19 protein-coding genes and 1 tRNA gene are annotated in these 24425 nt (G+C 47.9%); 3 read left to right on the forward strand and 17 right to left on the reverse strand.

Going from position 1 to position 24425, the window contains the following annotated elements; all coding sequences use genetic code 11:
• Window positions 1-7: 7 nt before the first annotated feature.
• A complete protein-coding gene (gene tssK / locus ABD980_RS10890) occupies window positions 8-1339 on the reverse strand; it encodes a type VI secretion system baseplate subunit TssK (RefSeq protein WP_345371674.1) in 1332 nt (443 codons plus the stop codon).
• A gap of 20 nt (window positions 1340-1359) precedes the next feature.
• A complete protein-coding gene (gene tssJ, locus ABD980_RS10895) occupies window positions 1360-1884 on the reverse strand; it encodes a type VI secretion system lipoprotein TssJ (RefSeq protein WP_345371676.1) in 525 nt (174 codons plus the stop codon).
• A gap of 275 nt (window positions 1885-2159) precedes the next feature.
• On the opposite strand from tssJ, the gene ABD980_RS10900 reads away from it, so the two are divergent.
• Window positions 2160-2609 carry a TssQ family T6SS-associated lipoprotein gene (locus ABD980_RS10900; protein ID WP_300646655.1) on the forward strand — a complete coding sequence of 150 codons (450 nt, stop codon included), beginning with the start codon at window positions 2160-2162 and terminating at the stop codon, window positions 2607-2609.
• A 3-nt stretch (window positions 2610-2612) separates the two neighbouring features.
• Window positions 2613-3197 (forward strand): hypothetical protein, encoded by a 585-nt coding sequence (locus ABD980_RS10905; protein WP_345371678.1) that lies wholly within the window; start codon window positions 2613-2615, stop codon window positions 3195-3197.
• On the opposite strand, the gene tssH is transcribed toward ABD980_RS10905, so the two are convergent.
• Genes tssH through ABD980_RS10935 form a run of 6 tightly spaced genes read right to left on the reverse strand, consistent with a single transcriptional unit; the run spans window position 3167 to window position 12894 of the window.
• Window positions 3167-5785 carry a type VI secretion system ATPase TssH gene (tssH, locus tag ABD980_RS10910; protein WP_345371680.1) on the reverse strand — a complete coding sequence of 873 codons (2619 nt, stop codon included), beginning with the start codon at window positions 5783-5785 and terminating at the stop codon, window positions 3167-3169. The two genes, ABD980_RS10905 and tssH, sit on opposite strands and share 31 nt — an antisense overlap.
• Before the next feature lie 19 nt (window positions 5786-5804).
• Complete coding sequence (locus ABD980_RS10915; RefSeq protein WP_260649690.1) at window positions 5805-6194, reverse strand: DUF4150 domain-containing protein; 390 nt, start codon at window positions 6192-6194, stop codon at window positions 5805-5807.
• A gap of 8 nt (window positions 6195-6202) precedes the next feature.
• Window positions 6203-7255, reverse strand: coding sequence for a pentapeptide repeat-containing protein (locus ABD980_RS10920; protein ID WP_345371683.1), 1053 nt, complete (start codon window positions 7253-7255; stop codon window positions 6203-6205).
• Entirely contained in the window at window positions 7248-10040 is a 2793-nt protein-coding gene (locus ABD980_RS10925) for a DUF2169 domain-containing protein (RefSeq protein ID WP_345371685.1), read from the reverse strand. Before ABD980_RS10925 ends, ABD980_RS10920 begins: the two co-directional genes overlap by 8 nt.
• Before the next feature lie 51 nt (window positions 10041-10091).
• Entirely contained in the window at window positions 10092-10547 is a 456-nt protein-coding gene (locus ABD980_RS10930; protein WP_345371687.1) for a hypothetical protein, read from the reverse strand.
• 13 nt (window positions 10548-10560) lie between these two features.
• On the reverse strand, window positions 10561-12894 hold the full coding sequence (locus ABD980_RS10935) for a type VI secretion system Vgr family protein (protein WP_345371689.1): 2334 nt from the start codon (window positions 12892-12894) through the stop codon (window positions 10561-10563).
• A 154-nt stretch (window positions 12895-13048) separates the two neighbouring features.
• Here ABD980_RS10935 and tssG point away from each other — a divergent pair, with 154 nt between their 5' ends.
• Complete coding sequence (tssG, locus tag ABD980_RS10940; RefSeq protein WP_260649685.1) at window positions 13049-14026, forward strand: type VI secretion system baseplate subunit TssG; 978 nt, start codon at window positions 13049-13051, stop codon at window positions 14024-14026.
• Here the strand turns inward: tssG and ABD980_RS10945 are convergent.
• The 9 genes from ABD980_RS10945 to fdxH all read right to left on the reverse strand — a co-directional run bounded on the left by ABD980_RS10945 (window position 14019) and on the right by fdxH (window position 24422).
• A complete protein-coding gene (locus tag ABD980_RS10945) occupies window positions 14019-14690 on the reverse strand; it encodes a peptidoglycan DD-metalloendopeptidase family protein (protein WP_260649684.1) in 672 nt (223 codons plus the stop codon). The genes tssG and ABD980_RS10945 overlap by 8 nt on opposite strands.
• Window positions 14691-14771: 81 nt before the next feature.
• Window positions 14772-17222: a DUF3772 domain-containing protein gene (locus ABD980_RS10950; protein WP_345371692.1), complete on the reverse strand. Its 2451-nt coding sequence runs from the start codon at window positions 17220-17222 to the stop codon at window positions 14772-14774.
• Window positions 17223-17294: 72 nt separating this feature from the next.
• A complete protein-coding gene (gene selD / locus ABD980_RS10955; RefSeq protein WP_300648359.1) occupies window positions 17295-18350 on the reverse strand; it encodes a selenide, water dikinase SelD in 1056 nt (351 codons plus the stop codon).
• Window positions 18351-18412: 62 nt separating this feature from the next.
• Window positions 18413-18508: transfer RNA gene (locus ABD980_RS10960), tRNA-Sec, on the reverse strand.
• Between the two features lie 16 nt (window positions 18509-18524).
• A complete protein-coding gene (gene selB, locus ABD980_RS10965; protein ID WP_345371694.1) occupies window positions 18525-20438 on the reverse strand; it encodes a selenocysteine-specific translation elongation factor in 1914 nt (637 codons plus the stop codon).
• Complete coding sequence (selA, locus tag ABD980_RS10970) at window positions 20435-21871, reverse strand: L-seryl-tRNA(Sec) selenium transferase (protein WP_345371696.1); 1437 nt, start codon at window positions 21869-21871, stop codon at window positions 20435-20437. The genes selB and selA overlap by 4 nt, the downstream gene beginning before the upstream one ends.
• The gene (gene fdhE / locus ABD980_RS10975; RefSeq protein WP_260649679.1) at window positions 21868-22806 is read right to left on the reverse strand and encodes a formate dehydrogenase accessory protein FdhE; all 939 of its coding nucleotides are present in this window, start codon (window positions 22804-22806) and stop codon (window positions 21868-21870) included. Before fdhE ends, selA begins: the two co-directional genes overlap by 4 nt.
• Window positions 22807-22885: 79 nt before the next feature.
• On the reverse strand, window positions 22886-23527 hold the full coding sequence (locus tag ABD980_RS10980) for a formate dehydrogenase subunit gamma (RefSeq protein ID WP_260649678.1): 642 nt from the start codon (window positions 23525-23527) through the stop codon (window positions 22886-22888).
• Entirely contained in the window at window positions 23520-24422 is a 903-nt protein-coding gene (gene fdxH / locus ABD980_RS10985; RefSeq protein WP_345371699.1) for a formate dehydrogenase subunit beta, read from the reverse strand. Before fdxH ends, ABD980_RS10980 begins: the two co-directional genes overlap by 8 nt.
• Window positions 24423-24425 lie beyond the last annotated feature (3 nt).

Here is a 24425-nt window from a genome sequence, read left to right on the forward strand (position 1 = left end):
ACATCACCTACACGGTTGGGACTCGAATGGCCCAGCAAGTTAAATCCAGACCTGGAAACTCACCTGCCAAATGCAACGCCAATGCCCCTTTATGTTGAAGCTGCTGCCACATTTCCCCTTGTTGCTCTAGCGCAAAATATACATAACCAGCATGGACGGGAAGCTCTCTCGGCACATGGCTTAAACTTCGTAATATCACCCCTGGTAATTGCAAATGCACCAAATCCCGAATCCTATCCACAGGACCCAGCTTAGCCTGAGCGGGAAAATGCTGTCGCACTTGCTCTTCGGGCAAATCAGCCCGTACAGCAATCACAAATCGTGCACTTTGCCATAGATGAGTATCAGTGACCTGCCCCACTCGCACTCCATGCCCTTTATCAACCAGCTCAATACGAATCGCCATTTGATCCAACATTTGGTTCAACACAACCCGCAGAGACTGCATGAGCGGTTCAAAACTTTGACGCAAATCCTGATGCACATAGGTGGGACATGCAAGCGGCTGTTTACTGGGTTGGTGAAACGTGCTTAATCCGCCCAACAACTCCAACAATAATAAATACAGTGCCTCAGGGTGATGATGAGGCAGCTGTAACACCCCCCATAAACGATTTTTATACGTATTTAAGCTATGCAACGCTAACAGCTCTGACATATCGCCCGCATGCAGTTGGCTTAGGTGTTGAAGACGTTGAGCTAACAGCTCGCTACGCGCACTGACTAGGCTATATACCTCTTTAATGTAGGCGTTCAAGCGTGTTGACACTGTATGATGGAGACAAGGCACAATAAATGACTCATCCAGATGCACCGCCGTCTGTGTGTTTTTTTCTTTAATCACAGCTATCGGCAGCACCACCCAATCGCCATCCACTTGATCTTCTAACAATAGTTGCCAGCGCAGTCTACCTTGCTGCACTAAGGCCGGCTCATTATGAGGATCGCAGCGATCCAATACTTCCGTTTCTACCACTTGATAACGTGCCGCGCTATGGGCTTGCTCCTCAAAGCAGACCTCCACATCTTGGGCGCGCAACTTAGGCAAAGCAAGAAACACCTGTTGCGCATAAGTGTTATCCGGCACCACAAGGGCTTTAGGAGCTTGTTGTGCATCCATGCTAAATACCGTGCCATCTGGCAAAACGCCCGCTGCCTGTTGGATTTGGATATGACCAAAAGCCAAGGCGTCCTCATCCAGACGTAACTGCGTAAACCCCCAATAATGGTGAGCTAAGCTACACTGCTGGCGCATTGCTTGCGTGGTGAAATACTGATCTAAATATTGAAAATGCTGAGGGCGTAAAAACATGCCCTCGGTCCAGATAATCTTTGCCATGGGTACCACTTCAAAATGCGCTAAAAAGAAGAATCTAATTGCAAGCCCTGTCGAGTTAACACCACACGTACTTCTGCTTGCTTAGGAGAGAACTGCCAAAATTTATAAATATTGGTTTTTTTTGCTTCAGGCAAAGGCATAACTAAACGCCATTGACTCTGGTTTAAATCTCTATAACCCGCAACAACGCCTACATAACGGGCATTTACATCGCCACTAGAAGAAACCCATTGTTTTTGCTCTGGCTCCACCACAACCGCCTCATGCCCCAAAAGCTGATCGCCTAACACCTGTTGTGGCTGCCGCACCAAACCAAAATAATCGGCCGCCTCAAATCGATCAGCAGCTCGCAATTGAAAGACGGTAATCTGCAGCGGAGCTGCCTGATTTTGCTGTGTTAAGTTTTGATCGGCAGTGCCTACCAGCTGAATAGCATAAGGAATCGCTAGCTGGTTTTCGGTCGCCGCACATCCACTTAAGCAATACGCGCCAGCACTTAAAAAAAGCGCCAAAACATAACGCCGGCTTTTTGCAGTATTTTTCACTTCAAAGACCACCCTACATTTATCGCAATTTTTATTTAAACCAATAAAATAATTTTAATTGCGCTACAAATTGTGGTCATTATCAATTGGGTTTGTTACGCCAATATGACGGACACATAAAATTAAAACCCGTCACATTAGTTACATCTTGTTTCCAAAACCCATGAGAAAAACAAAAAAAATCAATGACTTAATTAATATATGTAATGAAATAATTTTGTCATAAATAATAGATAAGGTAAGGCATTCTTTCAATACATCTATTTTTATTATTCATGAAAATGACTTTTATTAAAAACTTGTTTTTATTCACATCTTGGCGCCGTATATTTATCGTTTTTACAGCAAGCGTATTAGCTGCCTGCGCACAAACGCCTTCATCCAACACGCCATACCCCGATCCCAAAGAGCAAGAAACCTTAACGCATATTGAACAGCTTTACCTAGAGGGTGAATACCAAAACTTATTAACCCAGCTACAAGAAGAGCCTCTGATGCAATCCGGCTCTTTGCACTTCAAAACGGAAGCAAGAAAATACCAAGCTTTTAGCTACTGCACACTAGGCGACAAACCCGCCTGCCGCCAGCAATTTCAAGACTTACTCGAAGAAAACCCCGGTTATTTATTAAGTAAAGCAGAAAACACTCACCCTGTATGGGGGCCAATTTTTGCCACAGAAAGCAAAAAAATACGCTCCTCTCGGGTGTGGATCAAGCAGGAGTAAAACATGAAATTTCAGCTCAAGAATCCAGCAACTCAAACAGAAAAAACTTTTACATCACAAGGAGTTCTGATCGGCAGTCATGCCTTAAATGACTGGGTGTTAATCGACGACCCTACTCTTGCGCCTTTTTGTGTAGCCATCCGTCCTCAGGCTCAACAGGGCCATGAGGTTATCTGTCTCAGCACACAAACACCGGTGCAAGTGAATCAGCAAAATTTAGCTTTTAAGCAACGTGCTCACTGGACACCAGTGTGTACTTTACAAATTGGCGACTGGCATATCAGGCAGCTGCCTGAAGAAACACCACAACAAACGGCGATACCAAACGTACCATCCCCTGTCATATCAGATACACCAGAACAGGCGGCACCCACTGGTTCCACTCTTACGCCCCCTGTTCTTGATGACCCGTTTGCAGACCTTTTAAATAGTCCTGGGGTGGTACCAGTTGGTGCAATGGATTTGGATAGCACACATCCATTTGATGCGGAGCGGGCTACCCAGCGTAATAGCGCAAACCCATTGGAGCAACTTCAACCAAACCAACTTAACGCCCCTCATGACCCACTAAGTGGGCTATTAAAATAAAAAACGAACTCGTCTTGAGCCGCACAGACCTTGATCTCTGCGGCCACGGCCTGATCCAAGGTGGCCTGCAATAGATACTGGCTCAATTTGGGCATAATATATTGGTTCAACGCGGCCTCGATCATTCTGCCGCCTGACTCACCATGACGACAACGCGCCAATAATAGCTGTAACGCCGCCTCAGATAGGTGCAATTGTGCTTGATAGTGTGTGTATACACGTTGTGCTAAGCGCTGCCACTGCAAGCGGGCAATACGAGCCAAGCGCTCTACGTCTAACGGCAAATAAGGAATTACCGTCATGCGCCCTAATAAAGCTGGCGGAAACACATCAAGTAAAGCTGGGCGTAAAACAGACTCCAATTGTTCAAGATCCGCTGACGCTTGCTGTTCACACCAGTCCGCAATCTCATCGGTGCCAACATTCGAAGTAAGCAAAATTAAGGTGTTTCTAAAATCCACACGCCGCCCTTCCCCATCCTCCATCCAGCCCTTATCAAAAACCTGAAAAAACAATTCATGCACATCGGGATGCGCTTTTTCAATTTCATCGAGTAAAACCACACTATAAGGCTTACGCCGTACAGCCTCAGTTAAGCGCCCGCCCTCACCATAGCCCACATAGCCGGGTGGTGCACCTTTTAAAGCGGATACAGTATGCGCTTCTTGGAACTCACTCATGTTGATGGTGATGACATTATGCTCGCCCCCATACAATGCATCCGCTAACGCTAACGCGGTTTCTGTTTTGCCTACACCGCTAGGGCCACAAAGCAAAAACACCCCCGCTGGTTTGTGTGGATCTAAAATACGGGCGCGTGCGCTTTGAATACGCTGTGCGATTTGTGTTAAAGCATGATCTTGACCCAACACCCGCTGCGCCAAACGAGGCGCTAATTGCAAGACATCATCCAACTCATTTTTAACCATACGGCCAACAGGAATACCGGTCCAGTCAGCCACCACAGCAGCTACTATCGCTGTATCCACCATCGCATACACCAAAGGCTGCTCCCCCTGCAGAGCAAAAAGCTGATCCCGCAGCACAAAAAGCCGTTCTTGTAGATCAAAACCCGCCTCTGCTTCGAGATCATCACATAACTGCCGTTGTGTCAGCACAATCTCTTGAGTTAGTGCGCGCTCCTGTTGCCAACGCTTTTCCCAGATTGCTAATTGTTCTGCTGCCTGCTCTAGCTCCTCTTCTAACTGCGTGCCCATCTGAGCATCGCTTAACCCAAGTCGTTTTTCTTTTTGATAAAGCGCATACTCTAAATGTAAGCGATCCAGTTCCCGTTGTGCCCGCTCCACTGGAGCGGGAAGAGTATGCTGACTAATTACCACCCGAGCTGCCGCCGTGTCCAATAAAGCTACGGCTTTATCCGGCAGCTGACGTGCTGGGATATAGCGTTGCGACAGTTGTACTGCACTACGTATGGCCTCATCTAAAATTAATACCTGATGATGTTCACTTAAATGATTTGCTATGCCTTGCAACATTTCTCGTGCTTGCTCTGCCGTCGGCTCCTCAACGGTGACTACCTGAAAGCGACGCGTTAAAGCAGGGTCTTTTTCAATGTATTTTTTATATTCACTCCAAGTTGTCGCCCCAATCGTACGCAGTTGGCCACGCGCTAAAGCAGGTTTTAATAAGTTTGCGGCATCACCCGTACCTTCTGTGCCCCCCGCTCCAATCAAAGTATGAATTTCATCAATAAATAAAATAATAGGTACCGGGCTTTGTTCTACACTTTCTAAAAGCTGAACCAAACGCTTTTCAAACTCTCCTTTAACACCAGCCCCTGCTTGCAACAGCCCCATATCTAACAAGTACAGCTCTACTCCTTGCAACGCCGGCGGTACTTCTTTATGAACCAATCGCTGTGCTAAGCCTTCTACAATCGCCGTTTTCCCCACCCCTGCCTCGCCAGCTAATAAGGGATTATTCTGCCGGCGACGCAATAAAATATCGATCATCTGTCGAATTTCATCGTCACGCCCTAAAACCGGATCCAGTGCTCCTTCACGCGCTTTTTGTGTTAAATTCTGCGCATATTGCTCTAACACCGAACTCATAGCGGTCGCTTCCGCGCTGTGCTCCCGATTTGATTCCTGCTCAGCGGATAGCGCCTGCCACTGATTTGCTGTTTGTAATACCGTCTCTAGCGAAACCCGAGCAAACTGGGAGGACATCTGCCTTAGCACTTGTTTCAGACTCGCGTGTTGCAATGTTGCGATCAACAAATCCCCACTACGAATCTGCGCTCGCTGGCATTGCAATGAGGCATATAACCAGGCGCTCTGTACCACCTCATCAATATGATGTGACAAATCTGAAATCGCCCCCGCCCCTTTAGGTAGTCGATCTAAGGCGCGCAAAATATCTTGCTCCAATGCTACCTCATCGACTTCGGCCTGCTGCAAAAGCACTTGCCAATCAGACTGCGTCGTGTTGATAAGCTGATAAACCCAATGCACTAATTCCACATAAGGGTGCCCACGCAGCTTACAAAATGCCGTCGCCCCCTCTAATGCCTGATAACTTAAGGGATTAAGCCGAGCAAACAGTTCGGCACGATTAAATTCCGACATAAAACATCTCGTCTTTACATTAAGGGGCTAATACCAGCACTTTAGGTTGACTTGGCACCACACGCATGCCCACGGTATTGATTGAATTCTGGGTATTGATCGAGGTTAAGCGCGTTGTTGGTGCAAAACGATTCAAAAAGGTAAAAGCGCCTGTTCTAGGCATAGATGGCCCCATTACCGTATGCGAAATCACCCCTGTCGCGATCCCCAAATTATCACCATTTGTGATCGGAGTGATGGTCATCAAATTATGAACTGGAGCAAAGCAGTGCAAAATATTAAAACAAACAGGTATTGCTGTTGGCCCTAAGGCTAAATCAGGATAAGGAACCGGTGTCAGGGCCGGTGGGGTTAAACACACATCAGGAAAACCAATGTCCAACCCCATCATTTGCGTATTACTAAACATGAATACTCCTAACGATACGCTTGCGTCCACAGCTCGGCTTCATACAAAGCCGAGTCACAGGCCAACACACGAGGGTGCTTTTTTAACCCTACATCCTCTGTGATCGCAGCATGAAAACGCGTGCGCGCAAACTGCGCAGCAGAAAAATCCGCCCCCAGCACACTCGCGTAAGAAAAATCCGCGGCATCTAAGTCGGCACGCACAAAGCGACTCTTTGCCACATCCGCATGGTGAAAAACCGCTTGTGTTAAACACGCCTCTTGCCAGCAAACCCGTTGCGCCTGACTATGCACCCATAATGAGTGAGCCAAATCAGCCTGAGTAAACTGGGCTTGTTCCAATTGTGCATAAGGAAATAATGCGTATTTAGCTTGTGCCTGTACAAAAGAGCTGCAGCGCAAATCACAGCCCTTAAAACTACACTGTGTCACATCCGCCTCATCAAGCTGTATGTTCTGCATTGCGCAATCAATAAATTGACAGCAAGGCAACTGCATATGGCGCCAATCCATACCCGATAAATCCGATTCCATAAAAACGGTTTTATCAAAGGAGCAACCTTGGAACTGCAGTGTTTTTATTTCCACCTGATAAAAAGTAAATTGATGAAAATGCGTCTCAATCCACTCTGTGGCTTCACTTCTGATCGCCATATAAGTAGCGAACTCAACGATCACCTGCTCTTTTTGTACCTGAGAAAAATGATCCTCTTTAAAGCAGGCATAGCTCAAATCACAGTTTTGCCATCTCACCTGTGTAAATATATTTTTTTGCGACGTCAGCGTCTGCAATGTGCAGTCAAGAAAACGACAAGCAGTAAAATGCGTTTCATTCCATATCGCCCCTTGCCAATCACAACGCTCAAAAATCACGTGTTCAAAAGAACAAGTCTGAACATCACACTCGGAAAAATCCACTTCTACAAAGTGGCAATTGCTAAAGCGCACCTCATCAAAGCTCATTGCAGCAAGATCCGCTTGGGTTAAATGCAACCCTTCTAATACCACTTGCGTCGCACTATCCCCTATCTGCCCCAAACGAATCAAGGTCTCTTTATTCATGTTGGTATTCCTGACGTTGGGGGTAAATGTTGATCTCTTTACTATAAGCCCCATGTAATACCGTACTATCATCCAAATGCGCCAGGCTTGCATCTACTCTGAACAAGTTCGCTTCTTTGAAATTCGCAAAACGCATATCAGCGGCTTTAAAACACGCTTCGATTAAACTGGCTTGGTGGAAGTTCGCTTGGTGTAAATGGGCGTGGGTAAAATTTGCCTTGTGTGCATCACAACGATAAAAAACCGCTTCACTTAAATCGCAATGCGTAAAATCACACATTTCTAACCGACTCAAAGAAAAGTCCGCCTGCGCGAAGTTCATTTCCCTAAAAAAACATTGGTAAGCGTCGCACGCCAACATGGCAAATTGCTGTACCTGATTTTGATAGTGCAGTGCCGAATTATTCATCGCGCACGCGCTAAAAATTAGCGCTTCTATACGATTCATAAAAAAGCCACAGCTATCAAACTCACACCCTTCAAACATAAAATCCAAAAATTCACACTGCTGCCAAGTGACTTTTTTAAACTGCACATTCAGCCATTTGCTGTGCTGAAACTGACTCCGATCACACATCACACTTTGCATGGTGCCGCCTTGGATTACACAAGAGCTAAAATCCAGCTCCTCGATAAACAGCTGTTGGAAATCGCAATCCATAAAATAACTCTGAGCAAGTTGTATGCCCTCTAGTTCTACATTTTCAAAGGTACACTCGACAAAATAGGCTTGCTCACATTGCCCTTGCGCTAAATTGGTCTTAATAAAGCGACAATGCTCAAAACGCGCATGACTCAAATTCGCCCGCGTTAATACCGCCTCATCAAATACACAATGAGAAAAATGAGCATGCGATAAATCCGTGCCCTCAAGCCAAGCTTGAGAACAATCCGCCTCTGTTAAGCTCAAGCCGCTTAACCTCATCCCAGAAAAATCCACATGCGCGATGCCCTCCTGCTGCGCTATTTTCTGTAAAAACCGCTTTTTTGCCTGTTCATTTTCTGTGTCACTTAACGGATACACGGGAGACTGATTTTGTGCACTCACTAAGTACATCTGTTGACGTAACGCCTCTAGGCGCTCCATCTGCCCTAAGAAATCAGCATCAACAGGCTCGGCCCCACGCTCTGACTCTAACCACTTTATCAAACTAGACGACTCCGGTACCGCCACCTTTTTGGGTATATCAAGCCGAGAAAAACTAGAAGCTAAATCAGGAGCAAGCTCAGTCAGCGCCTCACCGTTTACCTGCCCATCTTTGCCAAGCACTTGTTGTAATAATTGCAACTCTCTTAGCTCCTCTTTAAGAGGGGCAGGCGGTCCTCGATGAGGGGAGGCCGTATCCTCGCCATCAGGGGCTTCACTCAATACAGAAGTCGGTTTTTTTTGTAAGAAATACGCTTGCTGTTCGGCAGACAAACCCGACGCTCGAAGGATTTTTTCATGGTTTTTATCAACTTCAGCTTTTTCTTGCTCAAAATGCTCTGCTACAGATGTAGAAAAAAAATCCTCATCTGACTGATAAATCGGATCATCCGGTGGGGGTGGCCCCATTTGCTCAATCCGATACCACTCAGGATCCTCGCCGATTTCTTCAAAAAACGCCTTGTGATCCATCAGCCGTTGATTTTGAAGATTCTGACTTTTGATCCATGTCGCACTTTGTTGCACGGCTTCTATTCCCAAATCCAAGGGGGCCATAAGCGCAGGAGGAATCAGCTGTTCATCCGCCTCCACATATAAGCCCCCAAGCTTTGGGTCTAATCGCTTATGCATAATGGCAAAGTAATGCTCGGCTGAATGCACAAACGTCTCCGACTCCTCCAGCCCTACCATCAATGTTTTTACATCACTGGCATCATGTTCAGCGACCGGCACACTGCCATGAAAAAGCAGCACGGCACGCTCTTGATGTGGAATAAACCACACGGTTGTCGCTCGTAAGGGCATTTCCTTATCCTGCCACACCCCGGCTACTTTTTGTTGCATAAAGCACCGGATCCGCCACTCAGGTAAACGCCCTTGCCAACAGGCTTTAGTGGGGTGCATATGCCAAAAAGCAAAATCCGCACCTAAAGGCACCTCGTCGCGCTGTGACCACCGCTGATCCTCTGCTGCCGCATTAAAAAATAATGGACTCATATCTGCAAAAAAACCGGGGGACTCGTACTGCCGCCAATGATCTGTATAGCTTCCTATATATTGATAACGCTGTGGCCACAACATAGGGATTGGCCCAAAGGATGCCGGTTTACCTTGATCTCGCCGCTGCTGCACTCGATCTGTTAACCCTTCCACATTAGGCAAAAGCACCTGCCCTATGTACGGGTCGGTATCTATCCCTTTACCCTGAGGGTTGTTGGCGAAGTTTACTCCCCCATACGTATGCGCCCAATGCAATGGCATGCATTCAAACGCTTGGGGCACGGAAAAAGTTCTCTCATCAACCCAATGCCTTTGCCCAAATACCACCAAGGATTTTTCTAGCTCGCCTACCTTTGCTTTCACCATCACTTGGTTTTTTTGATCTTGGTGTGTCGTATACGCTTGGGCGGCCACTAAGTATTCCGGTACCTGTTTGGGTAACACTAAATCCAATAAACCCTCACAATCCATTTCTGGAATACACTGGCGCCATAACTCCATATCGGATACTAACAAAGGCCGAGGCCCCGAGAAATCCACCAATGCCACCGCCGTAACCGCTAAATGATTAGCACCATGCCACTGATAGGGGCGATACAATAAAGAGAGCCGTAATGGCTTAATCGCTTTAATAGACATGACTCAACGGCGGCTCATTTTTTGGTTTTTAGTTATGATTTAGGGTTATGTTTAGCGCAAGATCACACGCCGCGGATTGTCAGGGTCGACTAATAACGCGAAACACCGCCCGACTCGCACCTCTGATAAGACAGAATAGGGAATCGCTTGCTCGACCACGGTTTCATAAGCCTTGTCACCAAAATCATATCGCATCAACATCTTTAATACAGGCATCCCATTCCTATACACCGCGGTGTCTTCTAAAGAACTAATACACCCCTTAGTGGTCACGCCATGCTCTGCCAGATAAAGCTGGTCATTACGTGGATCAATCAAAAAGGGTTTAAACACCAAGAAATGCACGGCCAAAAAAAACAATATCATGCCAAGAAAGACGATATTATCCAGCAATGTGGTGCTCTTCTTGTAATACCGCACTATCCCGGCAATGATCATTGCGATCGCCCCGATAAGAAATGCGTACAGCCCGATCCAATTAAATACTGCTCCTACATACCCCAACATCACCACTGCCCCCTTAGTTCACACTCGTTAAGCCGTTAGTACGACTGTCCAAGGCGCTCATACTGTTTTTTAAGCCGCTCATCTCACGCTGCATCCCAGCCTGCTTTTTTTTCACACCAATCATTGATCTCACCAGGACCTCGCTGCGAATCTCTGACAGCCTGATTGAACGTTCTTTAGCTGCAATATCTTCTTTGGTCCTCTTCGTCTTGATTTCATGGCCTTTATAAGAAGCACTCACACCTGTAGCACTAGCACTTGCAAGCGTCGCACTCGCGCTAACCAGCGTGCCGCTTACGCTCATCCCCGTTACCCCCATGCTATAAGGCTTCACAGTAAATTTCTTGCTTTCTGTAATTTCCACTAACTCTTTTGCTCGATGCCAAAAAGTGCCCTGCACAGTGGTGTCTTTATTGCCCTGTACGGTTTCTTTACTATCTTGGCTCACCAGACACGTCAGCGATTGCTGCTGATTAGAGGCTGCTCCATCCACCTCTAAATGATGATTCGATTTAACGCGCTTTGTCTCATTGCCTACAATTTCACTATCTAGGTTACCCTGATACTGATGAATTGCATGACTATTTACACGGATGCGTTGCTCCGCTTCCGTCACACGCTCTTCCATCCCACTGATACGCTGCTCAAAATTACTGTCATATTGATGAAGCGCATTGCTATTGACTTGAATACGTTGCTCGGCCTGCACTAAGCGTTGCTCCATGGCCTTAATTACCGTCATTAAATTATTACCAATCTCAATTTGGTGATTATTCCCAACTTGCAAATGGTGATCCACTCCCACCTGCTGGTCATAATTCATTTCCGTGGTGTTTTTTGCGTTACGCTCTGCATGCAAATGCACCAGCTCGGCCCCCGCGGCATCATCAAAAATCAAATGATTCGCATTGGCTGCGCCTCCTCCACCAAAAGACCGACTCACAAAACCAGATTGGGTGGGCGAAGGCGTAAACGCAGGCATTTGCTGGTCGTTGTATACGCGCCCAATAATTACCGGTCGATCAGGATTGCCACCAATAAAGTCCACCACCACTTCCTGACCAACACGAGGCGGCACCACCGAACCAAAGCCAGCTCCTGCAGAATCGTTGGAAACGCGAATCCAACATGAGGATTGCTCATTCGCTAAACCATAACGGTCCCAACGAAATAGCACCTTGACACGCTGAAACTTATCCGTATAGATTTCTGCTCCAGCAGGCCCAGTGACAATTGCCGTTTGGGGCCCATTGGTCTTTGGTTTAGGGGTGACAAACGGAGCTCGATAAGGGATATCGGCTGGCTGCGCACTAAAAGTCAACAGATAACGGCCTTCACCGGTCGCGTCCCCACTGTAATACCCCGCCTCGCTCAACTCATAGCGTACGGCTACCAATAAGTAATCTTGACAATCTTGCTGACGCGGACTTTGCTTTAAATGAAAAAAATAGCCTGGAGCTAAAGCTCTAACATTCGATTCGCCTTCAATTAGGCTAGCGGCAGACTGCGCCTGCTCCACCCGCACTCGTACATAGTGCTCGCCCTGATCGGGATCGGCATAACCCGCTTGCCAATCATAAATCTCTCGATTCGCTTGGGTGATCGAATAAGGGACACGGCGCTGCTGCCGCAAACTGGCTGCTGACTTCGTAAAGTCATAGTCATCTACCACATACTCTACCCCCTGTAGCTGTTGATGTGAACGCCACGCATAGATCGCTTGCTCCGTGGCGAGCACATTACTGTCTTCAGGGTAATAGGCAATATTCGACTGATGCGGTAGCATCTCATGCGCGCTTACATCATCACATAACACCACCACATGATGATCTGCCTGATGCTCAATGTAATAATAAATACCCTCTTGCTCCATCAAGCGTTGGATGAAATCCAAATCGCTCTCTTCATATTGCACACAAAACTCATAGTTAGCGTAGCTACCACTGAGCTGTTTGCGATATTGGTAACCGGGGTAGGAACCAAGCACTTCGTCCAGAATTTCCACCACGGATTGATTCTGGTAAATCTTACAATCGCGGTTACGACCTAAATACCAAAGCCAGGGGCGCAACTGGAGTCGATAACGCGCCAAACGCGGACCACCTAACTCTTGACCAATATAACTAAAGCGTACGACCTCACCATGCAAATATCGCGTTTGCCCTGAGTCGACCTCGATAGCTAATCCTAAGCCCTTACCAAGAATTTGACGTGCATCTAAAGACGCATCCTCACTAACCAGTTCGACATCAAAGTCAAAAACCGTTGATAGTGCTTCCGTACCTTCCAAACGTTTAAATAATAAAGATGAGCCAAATGGACTATGGGCCACAACTATTCTTTGCATGGGTATCTCCTCAACCAACCCACGCATTGTAAGAATCGAATATGACAACCAAGTGAAGCGTTATTTACCAAAGGTAACAAGGCTTATCCAAGCCGTAACATCTCACGCCACCTTCGTCAAATAACTGTCACAATGCCTCATTACAATAGCCCGCATGTCAAACGCGTCTTTTTTGTCTTCGTATTATGAACAGCTGACACAACGCCCCTACGCCTATGATTGGTATGCGGTATTACGCCAGCTAGAAAATCACTACCCTTTAAAAAAACCTTTAGGGCGTAACCTGCTCCCAGCGCACGAGCCGATTCGGTTAGGACAGCACCCGTCCTTGGCTTTTGCGCCAGCTACATTACAACGTGCAACCTACAAAAACCAACAGCTGCATGTACATATAGCTAGTTTTGGCTTGTTTGGACCAAACGGGGCGTTACCTTTGCATTTAACCGAATACGCCTATCAACGTTTGCACCATCATCATGATGCCACGTTTACGCAGTTCGCCAACCTCTTTCACCATCGTTTAATTAGCTTGTTTTATCGAGCTTGGGCAGATAACCAGTGTGCGCTCAGCTTAGACCACCCTACTGAGACTTTTAGCCACTATGTGGCACAACTCGCCCGCATTCCCTATCCTCCTCAGGGAAGTCCAGAGCTGATCGCTCCCCACGCTCGACTTTATTTTTCGGGCTTATTGGCTCAGTCTCGACGCAACGCGGCTGGTCTTGTACAGTTATTACGTGATTTTTTTACGGTGCCTGTTCAGCTACAAAACCATATTCCACAATGGATTTCTTTACCCAAAACTCAGCAATGGCGCTTAGGCACTGGTGTATTGGGTGAACACCCTTTAGGCAAAAAATACTATGATGCGCAATATAAATTCCGCCTACAACTGGGACCCTTATCCTATGGGCAATTTCATTATTTTTTGCCCACACAGCGTGGCTATCTACAATTGCGACAATGGGTACAAGACTATATTGGGTTGGAGCTTGCTTGGGAACTGCAATTAATTTTGCAACAGCATGAAGTCCAAGGAGTGCGTCTAGGCAAACCGCAGCCTTTGGGGCTGGCCACTTGGCTAGGGCAGCGCCCCAAAGCGCTAGGTCATGCTAAAGATGTGATTATTTAGCCGGCAAATGGCGTGTTGCGTCCACGGCCTTACCGTTATAACGCAACTCAAAATACAACTGAGTGGTATTCGTGTCCGTACGCCCCATTTGCGCGATGGTTTGCCCTTGTTTTACTGACTGTCCTTCTTTTACAGCAAGCGATTTGTTATGGGCATAGACGCTAATAAAGTTTGCATCATGGCTAATAATCACCATATTGCCATAACCTCTTAAGCCATTACCTGCATACATGACCTTGCCAGCGGCCGCTGCCTTAATGGGCGTGCCCTCTGCTCCCGTAATAAACACCCCTTGAGACTGAGGACCTGTTCCACGACGATGCGAGCCTGGAGCTGGCCAAATCAACTTAATAGACCGTGGAGCCGCCACTGACTGTGCTGTCGTTGCTTTGGGTGCTTGTACAGTAGATGTACCAGACGCTGCTGGGGGACTCGCACTCCCACCCTGCACTCGCAATAACTGCCCTACTTGAATATGATTCGGGTTCCGGATGTTATTGTTCCGCATCAACGCATTTACGCTTTGCCCATGCTGTCGCGCAATCTTGGAAAGCGTATCCCCTTTTTGCACTCGATAATAGCCTTGAGGGGCCTGTTGCTTTTTAGGGCTAGAGCCACATGCCGCTAACACCAACGCCATCATCATTACTGCCAAAAAACGCATGCTTTACCTTATTTATTAAACCAACAATCGTCTTAACTAAACCATAAAGCGCCCCATTTGCCAAGCGCTCATCGCACAACCTTAACTTGTTTTACCTACAGAAGAAGCATCAGCGGCTGAAGGTGGCACGGCCGCCACCGCTTCCACCCCTGAAGAGGCTGGGCCAATGACCTCCATTCGCTGGGTATGATGTAAAGCCAAACGAGCTTGAGCAAATAACTCCAACACAGCGAAAAAGACCTCACTACGTTGCGCACTCACTAAACGGGGTGAGGGCAAATAAAAAAACAAACTAAATGCAATCCCACCATTTTGCTCAAAACCATCCACAGTCACAAAAGGCGCGGGGTCCTCTAATACTTGTTCATTGCTTTGTGCCGCACGCAATAAACACGCTCGCACCTGCTGTGCATCCACATTTACTGGCATGACCACGGTGATTTGCCCCCGCCCCAATGGCTCACTCAAGGTCACATTACGCACCACTTTGGTGATGAACTCTGAGTTTGGCACAATTACAGTAGAACGATCAAAGCGCTCAATCTCTGTGGCACGCGCATTGATCCGGCGCACATTTCCCTCCACATCCGTGCCTAAGCTTACCCAATCGCCCACTTTAATTGGCCGCTCTGCTAAAAGCAACAACCCAGAAACAAAGTTTTGCACTACTGCCTGCAACCCAAAACCGATCCCTACTGACAAGGCACTAACAATCCAAGCCATTCGGTCAAAACCAATCCCGGCTGCAGATAAAGCGACTACTACTGCGGCTACGTAGCCTACATAACTCACCAAACGCGCCGCCGATGAACGCATACTAGGATCCAAGCGCGTATAAGGCAAATACTGATTCGCTAACCAAGCCTGTAAGCTGTGTACGGCCAACCCACCAACCACGAGCACAACCATGCCATACAAAAAGGCGGCTGGTTTTAAGGTGACCTCACCAAAAGTAAAGCCTTGCGACAAAAACGCCAAACGTCGTTGCAACCAAATCACGGGGTCTTCACCAAATGGCAAAGAAAATAACGTCGCTGCTACAAGCAATAACCCAAGCTTAGCGCCCCCACTAAGTAATAAGACCGCTTGACTACGCCATCGCCATTGCGCTTGATTCAATTGGCTTTGCGCTGCATCTTGACGGACATTATTTAATACCGCTTGCGCCACATCACTCAGCAAGCAATACAACAAATAGGTCGTTAATACCACCACGCCCAGCCAAATCACCTCTTGGATGATCAAATTACTTAATGCGGTATAACCAACCAATAAAGCTATTACACTACATAACACCGCTAAGCTTACTAAACGCAAAGCAACACGGTGCAAGCCCGTTAACCAAACTGAACCTAAATCCAGCCCACCCTCTTTACGATAATAACGTTGCGCGCGCCATACGGCTATGCCAACCACAGCATTTAACCCTAAAGCTAACAAACCATTGGTTAACATCACTGTGCTTAAGCTTGAACTAATCACATGCGTTAACTGCTGTAAAGTCCATAGCACAATGATTAATCCCCCTAAAGTCAGTGGTAACCATTGCAACGCCTGCGCCACTTCATTGGGTAGACTCGGTAAGCGCCATGTGGGCTTATGGGGCGATAATAATGCTCGACCTAATCCTGCAATAAAAGCGGCCAAAGCCACCACCGCAATAAACTGTCGGACAAATACCAGTAGTTCGGGCGTTAAGCCCTCGGCATACATCAGCACCGATAACAAAATCAATAACACACCCGTAGGAATCGCCACATACAAACCAATTAAACCGATGGCAAGCAGACTTCTACGTAAACGCGTAGGCTGGCTTTTATTGACTAAAAAACGGATGAACCGAAACCAAATGGCGATCCCACCTAAGGCCCACACCAGTGCCCCCACACCAAGCCAGAGCTTATGCTGCCACGCTACCGGCGCAAATGCCTCTTTAATTTTTTGCCAACTTTTCTGTACTGCCAAGCGATCATCTGGCAATTTCTCCTGTAACTGCCGCCATAAAGATGGGGCAAAAGGTGACAGGCCTCGCTGTGACACCACATCTTGGAACTGTTGCCTACGTTGCGCCGCTACTTCTGAAATGGCTTGTTCAGCCTCTACTGCAATCAAGCGCGCAATCTTAAGCTGTCCACTTAATGTGCTGATCTCTTCATTCAAAGCAGAGCGCTGTTTTTTAACGTCTTGTGTCTCTGTTGCCTCATCCTCTGGCAGGCCCAACTCCGCTAGACGTGCTTGTGCGGCTTGATGTAAAGGAGTAATGGTCGTATCAATCCCTGCTGCTTTGGTTTGCACTTGATTCAAACGATTACGAAAATCCACCAACTGCTGGTCCGTAAATGGTATTTTGCTATCGGCAAGTGCCGCCTGAATTTGTTTTAGCTCCGTGCGTGCTTGGTCTAACTCTTGAGCTATATCTCGCACCCCCTCAGATTCCACAGCTTGTGCCGTAGCATAAAAACCGCCCAGTAGCAGCGACAACGCCAAAAACACACGCAGTAATACCGCCGGAAAAAAGACAAAAGTAGGCATAGGATCCCCTATAAAAAAACCGCTAGCATCTATAGTAGCGGCTTTTTATCTTATCTAAACAAACAAGGCGGTTTATTTGACCTGAACACCCGAGCCTGCTGTAACGTGACCAATCTGACAGGCATAATCAAAGCCCTGCTCATGCAAAAGCGCTAAAACAGATGGCGCCACATCAGGACGACAAGAAATCAACAAGCCTCCCGAGGTCTGTGGATCTGTCAGCATACCACGCTGTGTAGCCGTCACTGTCTCGGCTAACTGAATATGCTCGCCATAAGCTTGCCAATTACGCCCAGATGCCCCTGTAATAAAGCCTTGCGAAGCAAGCTCTGGCACATTCGGTAACCACGGCAATGCCGCAAAATCCAGCTCGATTTTTACTTTTGAACCGCGAGCAATTTCCCACGCATGCCCCAACAACCCAAACCCAGTGACATCCGTGAGCGCATGAACCCCATCCATTTTAGCTAATAAACTCCCTGGCCGATTCAACTGCGTTGTGCTTTGGATCATCACAGCATAATCGGCTTGAGATAGCTGCTGCTTTTTAAATGCCGCCGACATCACCCCAATGCCTAAGCCTTTAGTAAGAATTAACACATCTCCTACTTGAGCCGCTGCATTTTTACGGACATGTGCCGGATGCACCAACCCCATAGCTGCTAGGCCATAAATTGGCTCCACCGAATCAATGGAATGCCCGCCAGCCACAGGAATCCCCGCAGCCTGACAAACATCTGCCCCACCTTTAAGAATTAAACCAATGTCGGTATGACTCATGGTGTTAATGGGCATGCCCACAATGGCAAGTGCCATAATCGGTGTCCCCCCCATGGCGTATACATCAGAAAGCGCATTAGTAGCCGCAATCCGCCCAAAATCATAGGGATCATCGACAATAGGCATAAAAAAATCAGTGGTCGCAATCAGTGCCTGCTCATCATTGAGCTGATACACGGCGGCATCGTCCGAGGTATCTGTACCCACCAACAGTTGAGGATAGTTCGACATCGCCGGCATAGCCGCTAATAGCTCAGACAACACACCTGGTGCGATTTTACAACCACAGCCTCCACCATGTGCTAAAGAGGTAAGACGCACAGCATCAGAAGTTTTTATATCAGACATGAGAATTGGCTCCGAAACTCGAAATAAAGGCAAAACACGTTGCACATGTGGCCAATAGAAGATGGCGGAAAGCAGCAGGAGTCGAACCTACCTAGGAGTGTCTAACACCCCCAACTGGGTTTGAAGCCCAGCCGCATCACCGGATACGAATGCTTTCCGTAAAAGAGAGCCCCATTAAAGATGGGGAAAGACGGTATTATCGGGACGAATCAAATGGCGATCCCGCAAACGACGAGTATAGCCAATTCGCTCAAAAAACTCGAGGATTTGAATCGTTCTTTTGCGCCCGAGACCTAAATGATCACGAAACTCTGCCGCTTTAATACCCTTGTCGGCAGCTAAGCGCGCAAAGCGCTGCGCTAAATCCAAAACATGATCTCGATGATAGTATAAATCACGCACCACCTGAAACAAAACCCCTTGGCGTACCAGCTTACGCCCTAGCGCACGTAAACGCTCCTCGGGAACCTCAAGCGTTGCTGCCATATCTCTAACCCAAGGGGGATCAAACTGCCCCGCATACGACAACCCAACCAACTGATGCGCAATTGGTTCTTCTTCTGGGGTAAAGCTCACTGTATGGGCGCTTAAATGATACCAAGGTCCATTTAAAGCCAGACGTTGGCGCTGCACCAGCTCATGTAACGCCGCCAACCATAAGGTATCCGACGACTTAGGTGCCACCATACGACGCAATCGTGCGGCTTCGACCCCAGGCTCATCAGGATAACGCTCATGGGCCTCCGCCAATACGGTTTCAATGCGTGTCAGCAGGTATTCCCAAGCATTATGATGGATCAGCACACGGGCACGTTGACGAGGCGCTTGTGCCCACAAAGCGGCTTCGGGAGCGCGTAAATCCTTGGTGTCACCACCAATGAGTCGCTCTAAAAAGGCTTGCTCCAAACCATACGGCGCTTGACGTAATAGCGGTGCAAGCCCGTCGCCGGCTAAATAAGCCTCGACACCATCTAGCCATGCTAAACGCGCTAAGGCACGACGTTTACGATCAGGGGCATTTGGATCTAATACTACACCCCCACCAATCGTTTGTTTGGCTTGGGCATTACGCACAATAAAGCGGTCACTGGGCATAGCACAAATAGGCGTATCAAACACCAACTGCACCAGAGCCGACTGCCCAGCCTGCACCCGATCTTGGCTTAAAGGCACCACATGAGCCACATAATGCGCCGCTCCAAGGTGCACATGGACAGGCGTCCATGTTTTTAAAAGCCCCTCTGCGCTCTTTAATAAATGCAAGCGCACATCGATATGCGTCGATGGACTAAAACAGCGCCCATCCGCAATCCAATCACCACGTTGAATTTGCTCTGTAGACAAATTCGCTATATTTAAGGCACAACGCTGCCCTGCCACAGCCGTGGAGCTAGGCGTGTTTTGGGCATGAATGCCACGTACTCGTACCGGTATATCGGCCGGCATCAATCGTAAATCCGCCGCGGTGCTATTTGCATGAATCAACCCACTATACGCAGTCCCCGTTACTACTGTTCCTTGTCCCTCTAGACTAAACACTCGGTCTACGGCCAAACGAAAAAAGCCTTCTGCAGCCTGACGCTGGAACCACTGAGCCTGTTCATATAAATACTGACGTAAAGGCTCAATACCCTCTTGCGATAGACTATCAACCACAAATACGGGCGCCTGTGCTAAAAACGTCGGTTGTAATAGTACGCACAGCTGCTGTTTTAAGGCATCTATCTGCTCAGGTTGCGCACGATCTTTTTTGGTAATTACCACACAGCCGTGCTGGATACCTAACAAAGATAGAATCGCCACATGCTCTTGTGTCTGCGGCATAATGCCATCGTCTGCTGCTACGATGAGCATAGCAAAATCAATACCCGTCGCCCCAGACACCATGGTATGCACTAGGTTTTCATGACCGGGCACGTCAACAAAACCTAAAATATCACCATTGGGCAATGGGGTATACGCATAACCCAAAGCAATCGTAATGCCGCGCTTTTTTTCGTCTTGCAATCGGTCGGTCTGCACCCCCGTTAATGCGTGAACTAAAGCGGTTTTACCGTGGTCAATATGTCCTGCTGTACCAACAATCATGCTAAAGCGGTGCTCCATTGCGCTTGCAGAATAGCTTGTTCTGCCGCGCTTAAACAGCGTAAATCTAAAAACAAGGTATCGTGCTGAATACGTCCAATAACGGGGCGCTGCTGCCCACGTAACCATTTTTCCACACGCATAATCGGCCCACCAGCTCGCCCCGCCCCCACATAGCGCACCACTAAGCCATAACTGGGCAACACATCAATGGGCATGGCACCACTGCCGATTTGACTCAGCATAGGCTCTGCTGCCACCGTATAGTCCGAGCCTAGTGCTTGCTGCAACAGGGGTTGTAATGCTTTTGCCTGTTCCTGCATCTGTACAGCAGGGCGCGTTAACAGACGTAATGTGGTTAGACGCTGGGCTAAGTGCTCGGGGCTACGATACAAGGCTAAAACCGGCTCTAAGGCGGCAAGCGTTAATTTACCCACACGCAGCGCTCTTTTCAAGGGGTTTTTCTTGATGCTTTGAATCAGGTCTTTACGCCCTACAATGAGACCAGCCTGCGGTCCCCCTAATAACTTATCCCCGCTAAAAGTCACCACATCAGCCCCTGCCGCAATGGTTTCTTTTACTGTGGGCTCTTTAGGGAGCCCCCATTGTGATAAATCCACTAAAGTACCACTACCTAAGTCCACCGTAGTAGGAACCCCATGACGCCGACCGATTTGTACCAGCTCGGCCAAGTTCACCTCTTTAGTAAAACCAACCACAGCATAGTTACTGCAATGCACTTTCATAAGCATCGCCGTTTGCTCACAAATAGCCTGCTCATAATCATGGGCATGGGTGCGGTTAGTGGTGCCGACCTCGATTAACCGAGCGCCAGCACGCTGCATAATATCAGGGATACGGAACGCTCCCCCGATTTCTACTAATTCTCCACGCGATACCACCACCTCGCGTTCCGCCGCCATTGTGCTTAGCATCAGCAAGACAGCAGCGGCATTATTATTCACCACAGTAGCGGCCTCAGCGCCAGTTAACTCACAAATCAAAGCTTCTACCAGATCATCTCGATCCCCACGCTTGCCCGTGCGCACATCAAACTCTAAATTGGCAGGGGTAGTCAACGCCGTCAGTACCGCTTGCACCGCCTCATCGGGCAATAAGGCTCGGCCCAAATTTGTATGTAAAACGGTACCGGTCAAATTGATCATCGGACGCAACTGAGGTTGCAGGTATTGTTGTAGTTGTTTTTCAAATCGCGCTGCCAATTGCACTACATTGAGCTCACTACGTGCGAGTTTTCCTGCTAAAGCCTGTGCGCGTAGCTGCTGTAAAAGCTTGCGCAGCTGTTGGGTGATAAGCTGACGACCATGTTGCTGCACCCACAATGCAAATGCGGGCTCACTTAAAAGCCGATCCACAGCCGGCAAATCTGCCGGCTGTGCTAACGCCGTCGGATCCAAAGAAGTGGAATCAATCATGAGTCCTTTGCGCTCTGCCATAACAACGGATTATCATTGACGCGGAAAAAACCCTCATCGCCCATGAGTACGTCTAGCTCCAAGCTCGCTAAGTCATCTGCCACAGCTTCAACCATTTGATCTTTTTCCTGATAGAAGATTTTACGGTAGGTATGACATTTTCCGCATGACTCGGCTTTGATCGCCTCCGACGCATCGGCAATAGAATGATACGCAATTTTCTCCGTGTCCTCACAATGCGTACAAGTCACCCGTACGATATGCCATTCAGTAGAACACAGGGAACAAGTCGCATAGCGCATGCCCTCTCGCGAGCCTCCAATGCGAACAATGGTAGATACCGGCAAGCTCCCACAACATGGACAGACACCAAAAGGGGTAATCACTGGTAATTGTGCGGTATCAAAATCCACCGCTAAGCGCGTCCAATACACCTGCAAGGCCGCCATCACAAAAGGAGCGCGAGCCGCATCAATGCCCTCCTCAAAGCGAGCAAGCATGGCATCTGCCAAGGCTTCCAGCTGCTCTGGCTCCTGCTCTATCGCTTGCAACAAGTCTTTTAAAACGGTTTGGGCTGCCGCTAATACATCTGGCTGCTGAAGCACCTCTTGCACAATATCTGCCAGGATCTGGCGCCACTGCGGATCGCGCTGCCAACCCGTGGCTTGTAATGGGGGCATGCCGTGTGTTTGAGCTCGATCTACTTGTTCAGCACTTGCCCCAGGTAAGGCGGTGTACTTGGCCAAAGCATTATGCTGGGCATCAGCCACATGCGCCATCAGCAACAAATAGGCTTGAATTGGACTATCTGTTGCCAATTGACGTAAACGGCTCGCACGCTCCTGAAAAACAAAACGAGATTCAGCTTGAAAAATACGAGGAATATGGGTGTGATCCAAACTTTCGATCTCACCACGGGGTAGGATGCGTTGCATCGAAACTCCTAAGAAAAAGACGGCTGCTATCGCTCTGAGAACGACAGCAGCCAACGTGGTGTAAAACTAAGAGAAACGCTTATTTTGCGTTAGAACCACGTACGATTTTACGGTACCAATCGCGGTGATTTTTCCACGCCCATCCGGGGCTAACAGTACCACGCGTCATTGCACGCATAGAACCTTTGACCCAGATACCTGCATAGACGTGCACAATAATGGCACAAATTAGCAAGAAGGCAAAGAAAGCATGTAGCAAAGAAGCTAAACGCACCATATCAATACTGAATAAGTGCGAGAAGTATTCACGCCACATCACGATACCTGAAGCCATCAGGCCAAGCATTAAAATAATCAAAGCGTAAAACAGTACCTTTTGACCGCCATTATAGCGATCCGTATCCGGTACACCTTCCGATTGATTTTTTAATACTTTAGGCATGGCTGCCAGCCATTCTCTGTCTTTTTTCGTTATTTTGTTAAAACGCCATAAACGAATAGCAAAAGCAAAGAAACTGACAAACATCACCACCCCAATAAAGGGATGCAAAATGCGTGTCCACGGGCCACCACCTAACAGATTCGTCATCCAGAAAAAAGCGGGATGAAACAGCGCCAAACCGGAAACCGCTAACAGCACAAAGCTAATAGCAATGATCCAATGATTGATGCGCTGGCTCGGAGTGTAGCGAACAATCGTGTATTTTTTAGGATCAGACATGGGTTTCCTCCTTGGCTGCGCGCTCATCGTCCTCGGTGGTTTCAACTGGACCAGTACGCATGTAATGGATAAATCCAACCAATGCGGTTAATGCCATCGTTGCCACGCCAAAAGGCTTAGCTAGGCCTTTCCAGAAAGACACCATCGGACTGATTTGCGGGTCCTTAGGTAAGTTGCTGTAAAGCTCGGGTTGATCCGCGTGATGCAATACATACATCACGTGCGTTCCACCCACACCTTGCGGATCGTACAAGCCCGCATTTTGGTAACCACGCGATTGCAAATCCACGACACGCTCTGCAGCATGTTGTTTCATTTCCTCTTTGGTACCAAACATAATTGCACCGGTAGGGCAGGTTTTTACGCAAGCGGGCTCTTGTCCTACAGCAACACGATCAGAACACAGCGTACATTTGTAGGCTTTATTGTCCTCTTTAGATATCCGAGGAATATTAAAAGGACAGCCTGTGACACAATAACCACAACCAATACAGTTGGCTTGGTTAAAGTCCACAATACCATTGGTATGCTGAACAATAGCGCCCGGTGAAGGACAGGCTTTTAAACAGCCTGGGTCTTCACAGTGCATACAGCCATCCTTACGGATGAGCCACTCTAGATCGCCATCGTCTTTTTCGTGCTCTGCAAAACGCATCAACGTCCACGTGTTTTCGGTCAAGTCTGCTGGGTTGTCATACACCCCAACGTTATGACCGATTTCGTCACGTAGGTCGTTCCACTCCATACAGGCCACCTGACATGCTTTACAGCCGATACATTTGGATGTATCGATCAATTTAGCAACGCCCTCGGTGGCAGCGATAGGTTTACGAACGCTAGGCGAAGGAGTAGTAGTCGCCGAGCGACGTTTAATGTCCATTGCTTCTAATGCCATGAT

The sequence above is a fragment of the Paenalcaligenes hermetiae genome (genome assembly GCF_039543645.1).
GTDB lineage: Bacteria > Pseudomonadota > Gammaproteobacteria > Burkholderiales > Burkholderiaceae_B > Paenalcaligenes > Paenalcaligenes hermetiae.

Coding starts and splice junctions, on each gene's coding strand:
- tssK (WP_345371674.1), bottom strand. CDS start 1,339: ATGGCAAAGATTATCTGGACCGAGGGCATGTTTTTACGCCCTCAGCAT.
- ABD980_RS10900 (WP_300646655.1), top strand. CDS start 2,160: ATGAAAATGACTTTTATTAAAAACTTGTTTTTATTCACATCTTGGCGC.
- ABD980_RS10905 (WP_345371678.1), top strand. CDS start 2,613: ATGAAATTTCAGCTCAAGAATCCAGCAACTCAAACAGAAAAAACTTTT.
- tssH (WP_345371680.1), bottom strand. CDS start 5,785: ATGTCGGAATTTAATCGTGCCGAACTGTTTGCTCGGCTTAATCCCTTA.
- ABD980_RS10915 (WP_260649690.1), bottom strand. CDS start 6,194: ATGTTTAGTAATACGCAAATGATGGGGTTGGACATTGGTTTTCCTGAT.
- ABD980_RS10920 (WP_345371683.1), bottom strand. CDS start 7,255: ATGAATAAAGAGACCTTGATTCGTTTGGGGCAGATAGGGGATAGTGCG.
- ABD980_RS10925 (WP_345371685.1), bottom strand. CDS start 10,040: ATGTCTATTAAAGCGATTAAGCCATTACGGCTCTCTTTATTGTATCGC.
- ABD980_RS10930 (WP_345371687.1), bottom strand. CDS start 10,547: ATGTTGGGGTATGTAGGAGCAGTATTTAATTGGATCGGGCTGTACGCA.
- ABD980_RS10935 (WP_345371689.1), bottom strand. CDS start 12,894: ATGCAAAGAATAGTTGTGGCCCATAGTCCATTTGGCTCATCTTTATTA.
- tssG (WP_260649685.1), top strand. CDS start 13,049: ATGTCAAACGCGTCTTTTTTGTCTTCGTATTATGAACAGCTGACACAA.
- ABD980_RS10945 (WP_260649684.1), bottom strand. CDS start 14,690: ATGCGTTTTTTGGCAGTAATGATGATGGCGTTGGTGTTAGCGGCATGT.
- ABD980_RS10950 (WP_345371692.1), bottom strand. CDS start 17,222: ATGCCTACTTTTGTCTTTTTTCCGGCGGTATTACTGCGTGTGTTTTTG.
- selD (WP_300648359.1), bottom strand. CDS start 18,350: ATGTCTGATATAAAAACTTCTGATGCTGTGCGTCTTACCTCTTTAGCA.
- selB (WP_345371694.1), bottom strand. CDS start 20,438: ATGATTGTTGGTACAGCAGGACATATTGACCACGGTAAAACCGCTTTA.
- selA (WP_345371696.1), bottom strand. CDS start 21,871: ATGATTGATTCCACTTCTTTGGATCCGACGGCGTTAGCACAGCCGGCA.
- fdhE (WP_260649679.1), bottom strand. CDS start 22,806: ATGCAACGCATCCTACCCCGTGGTGAGATCGAAAGTTTGGATCACACC.
- ABD980_RS10980 (WP_260649678.1), bottom strand. CDS start 23,527: ATGTCTGATCCTAAAAAATACACGATTGTTCGCTACACTCCGAGCCAG.
- fdxH (WP_345371699.1), bottom strand. CDS start 24,422: ATGGCATTAGAAGCAATGGACATTAAACGTCGCTCGGCGACTACTACT.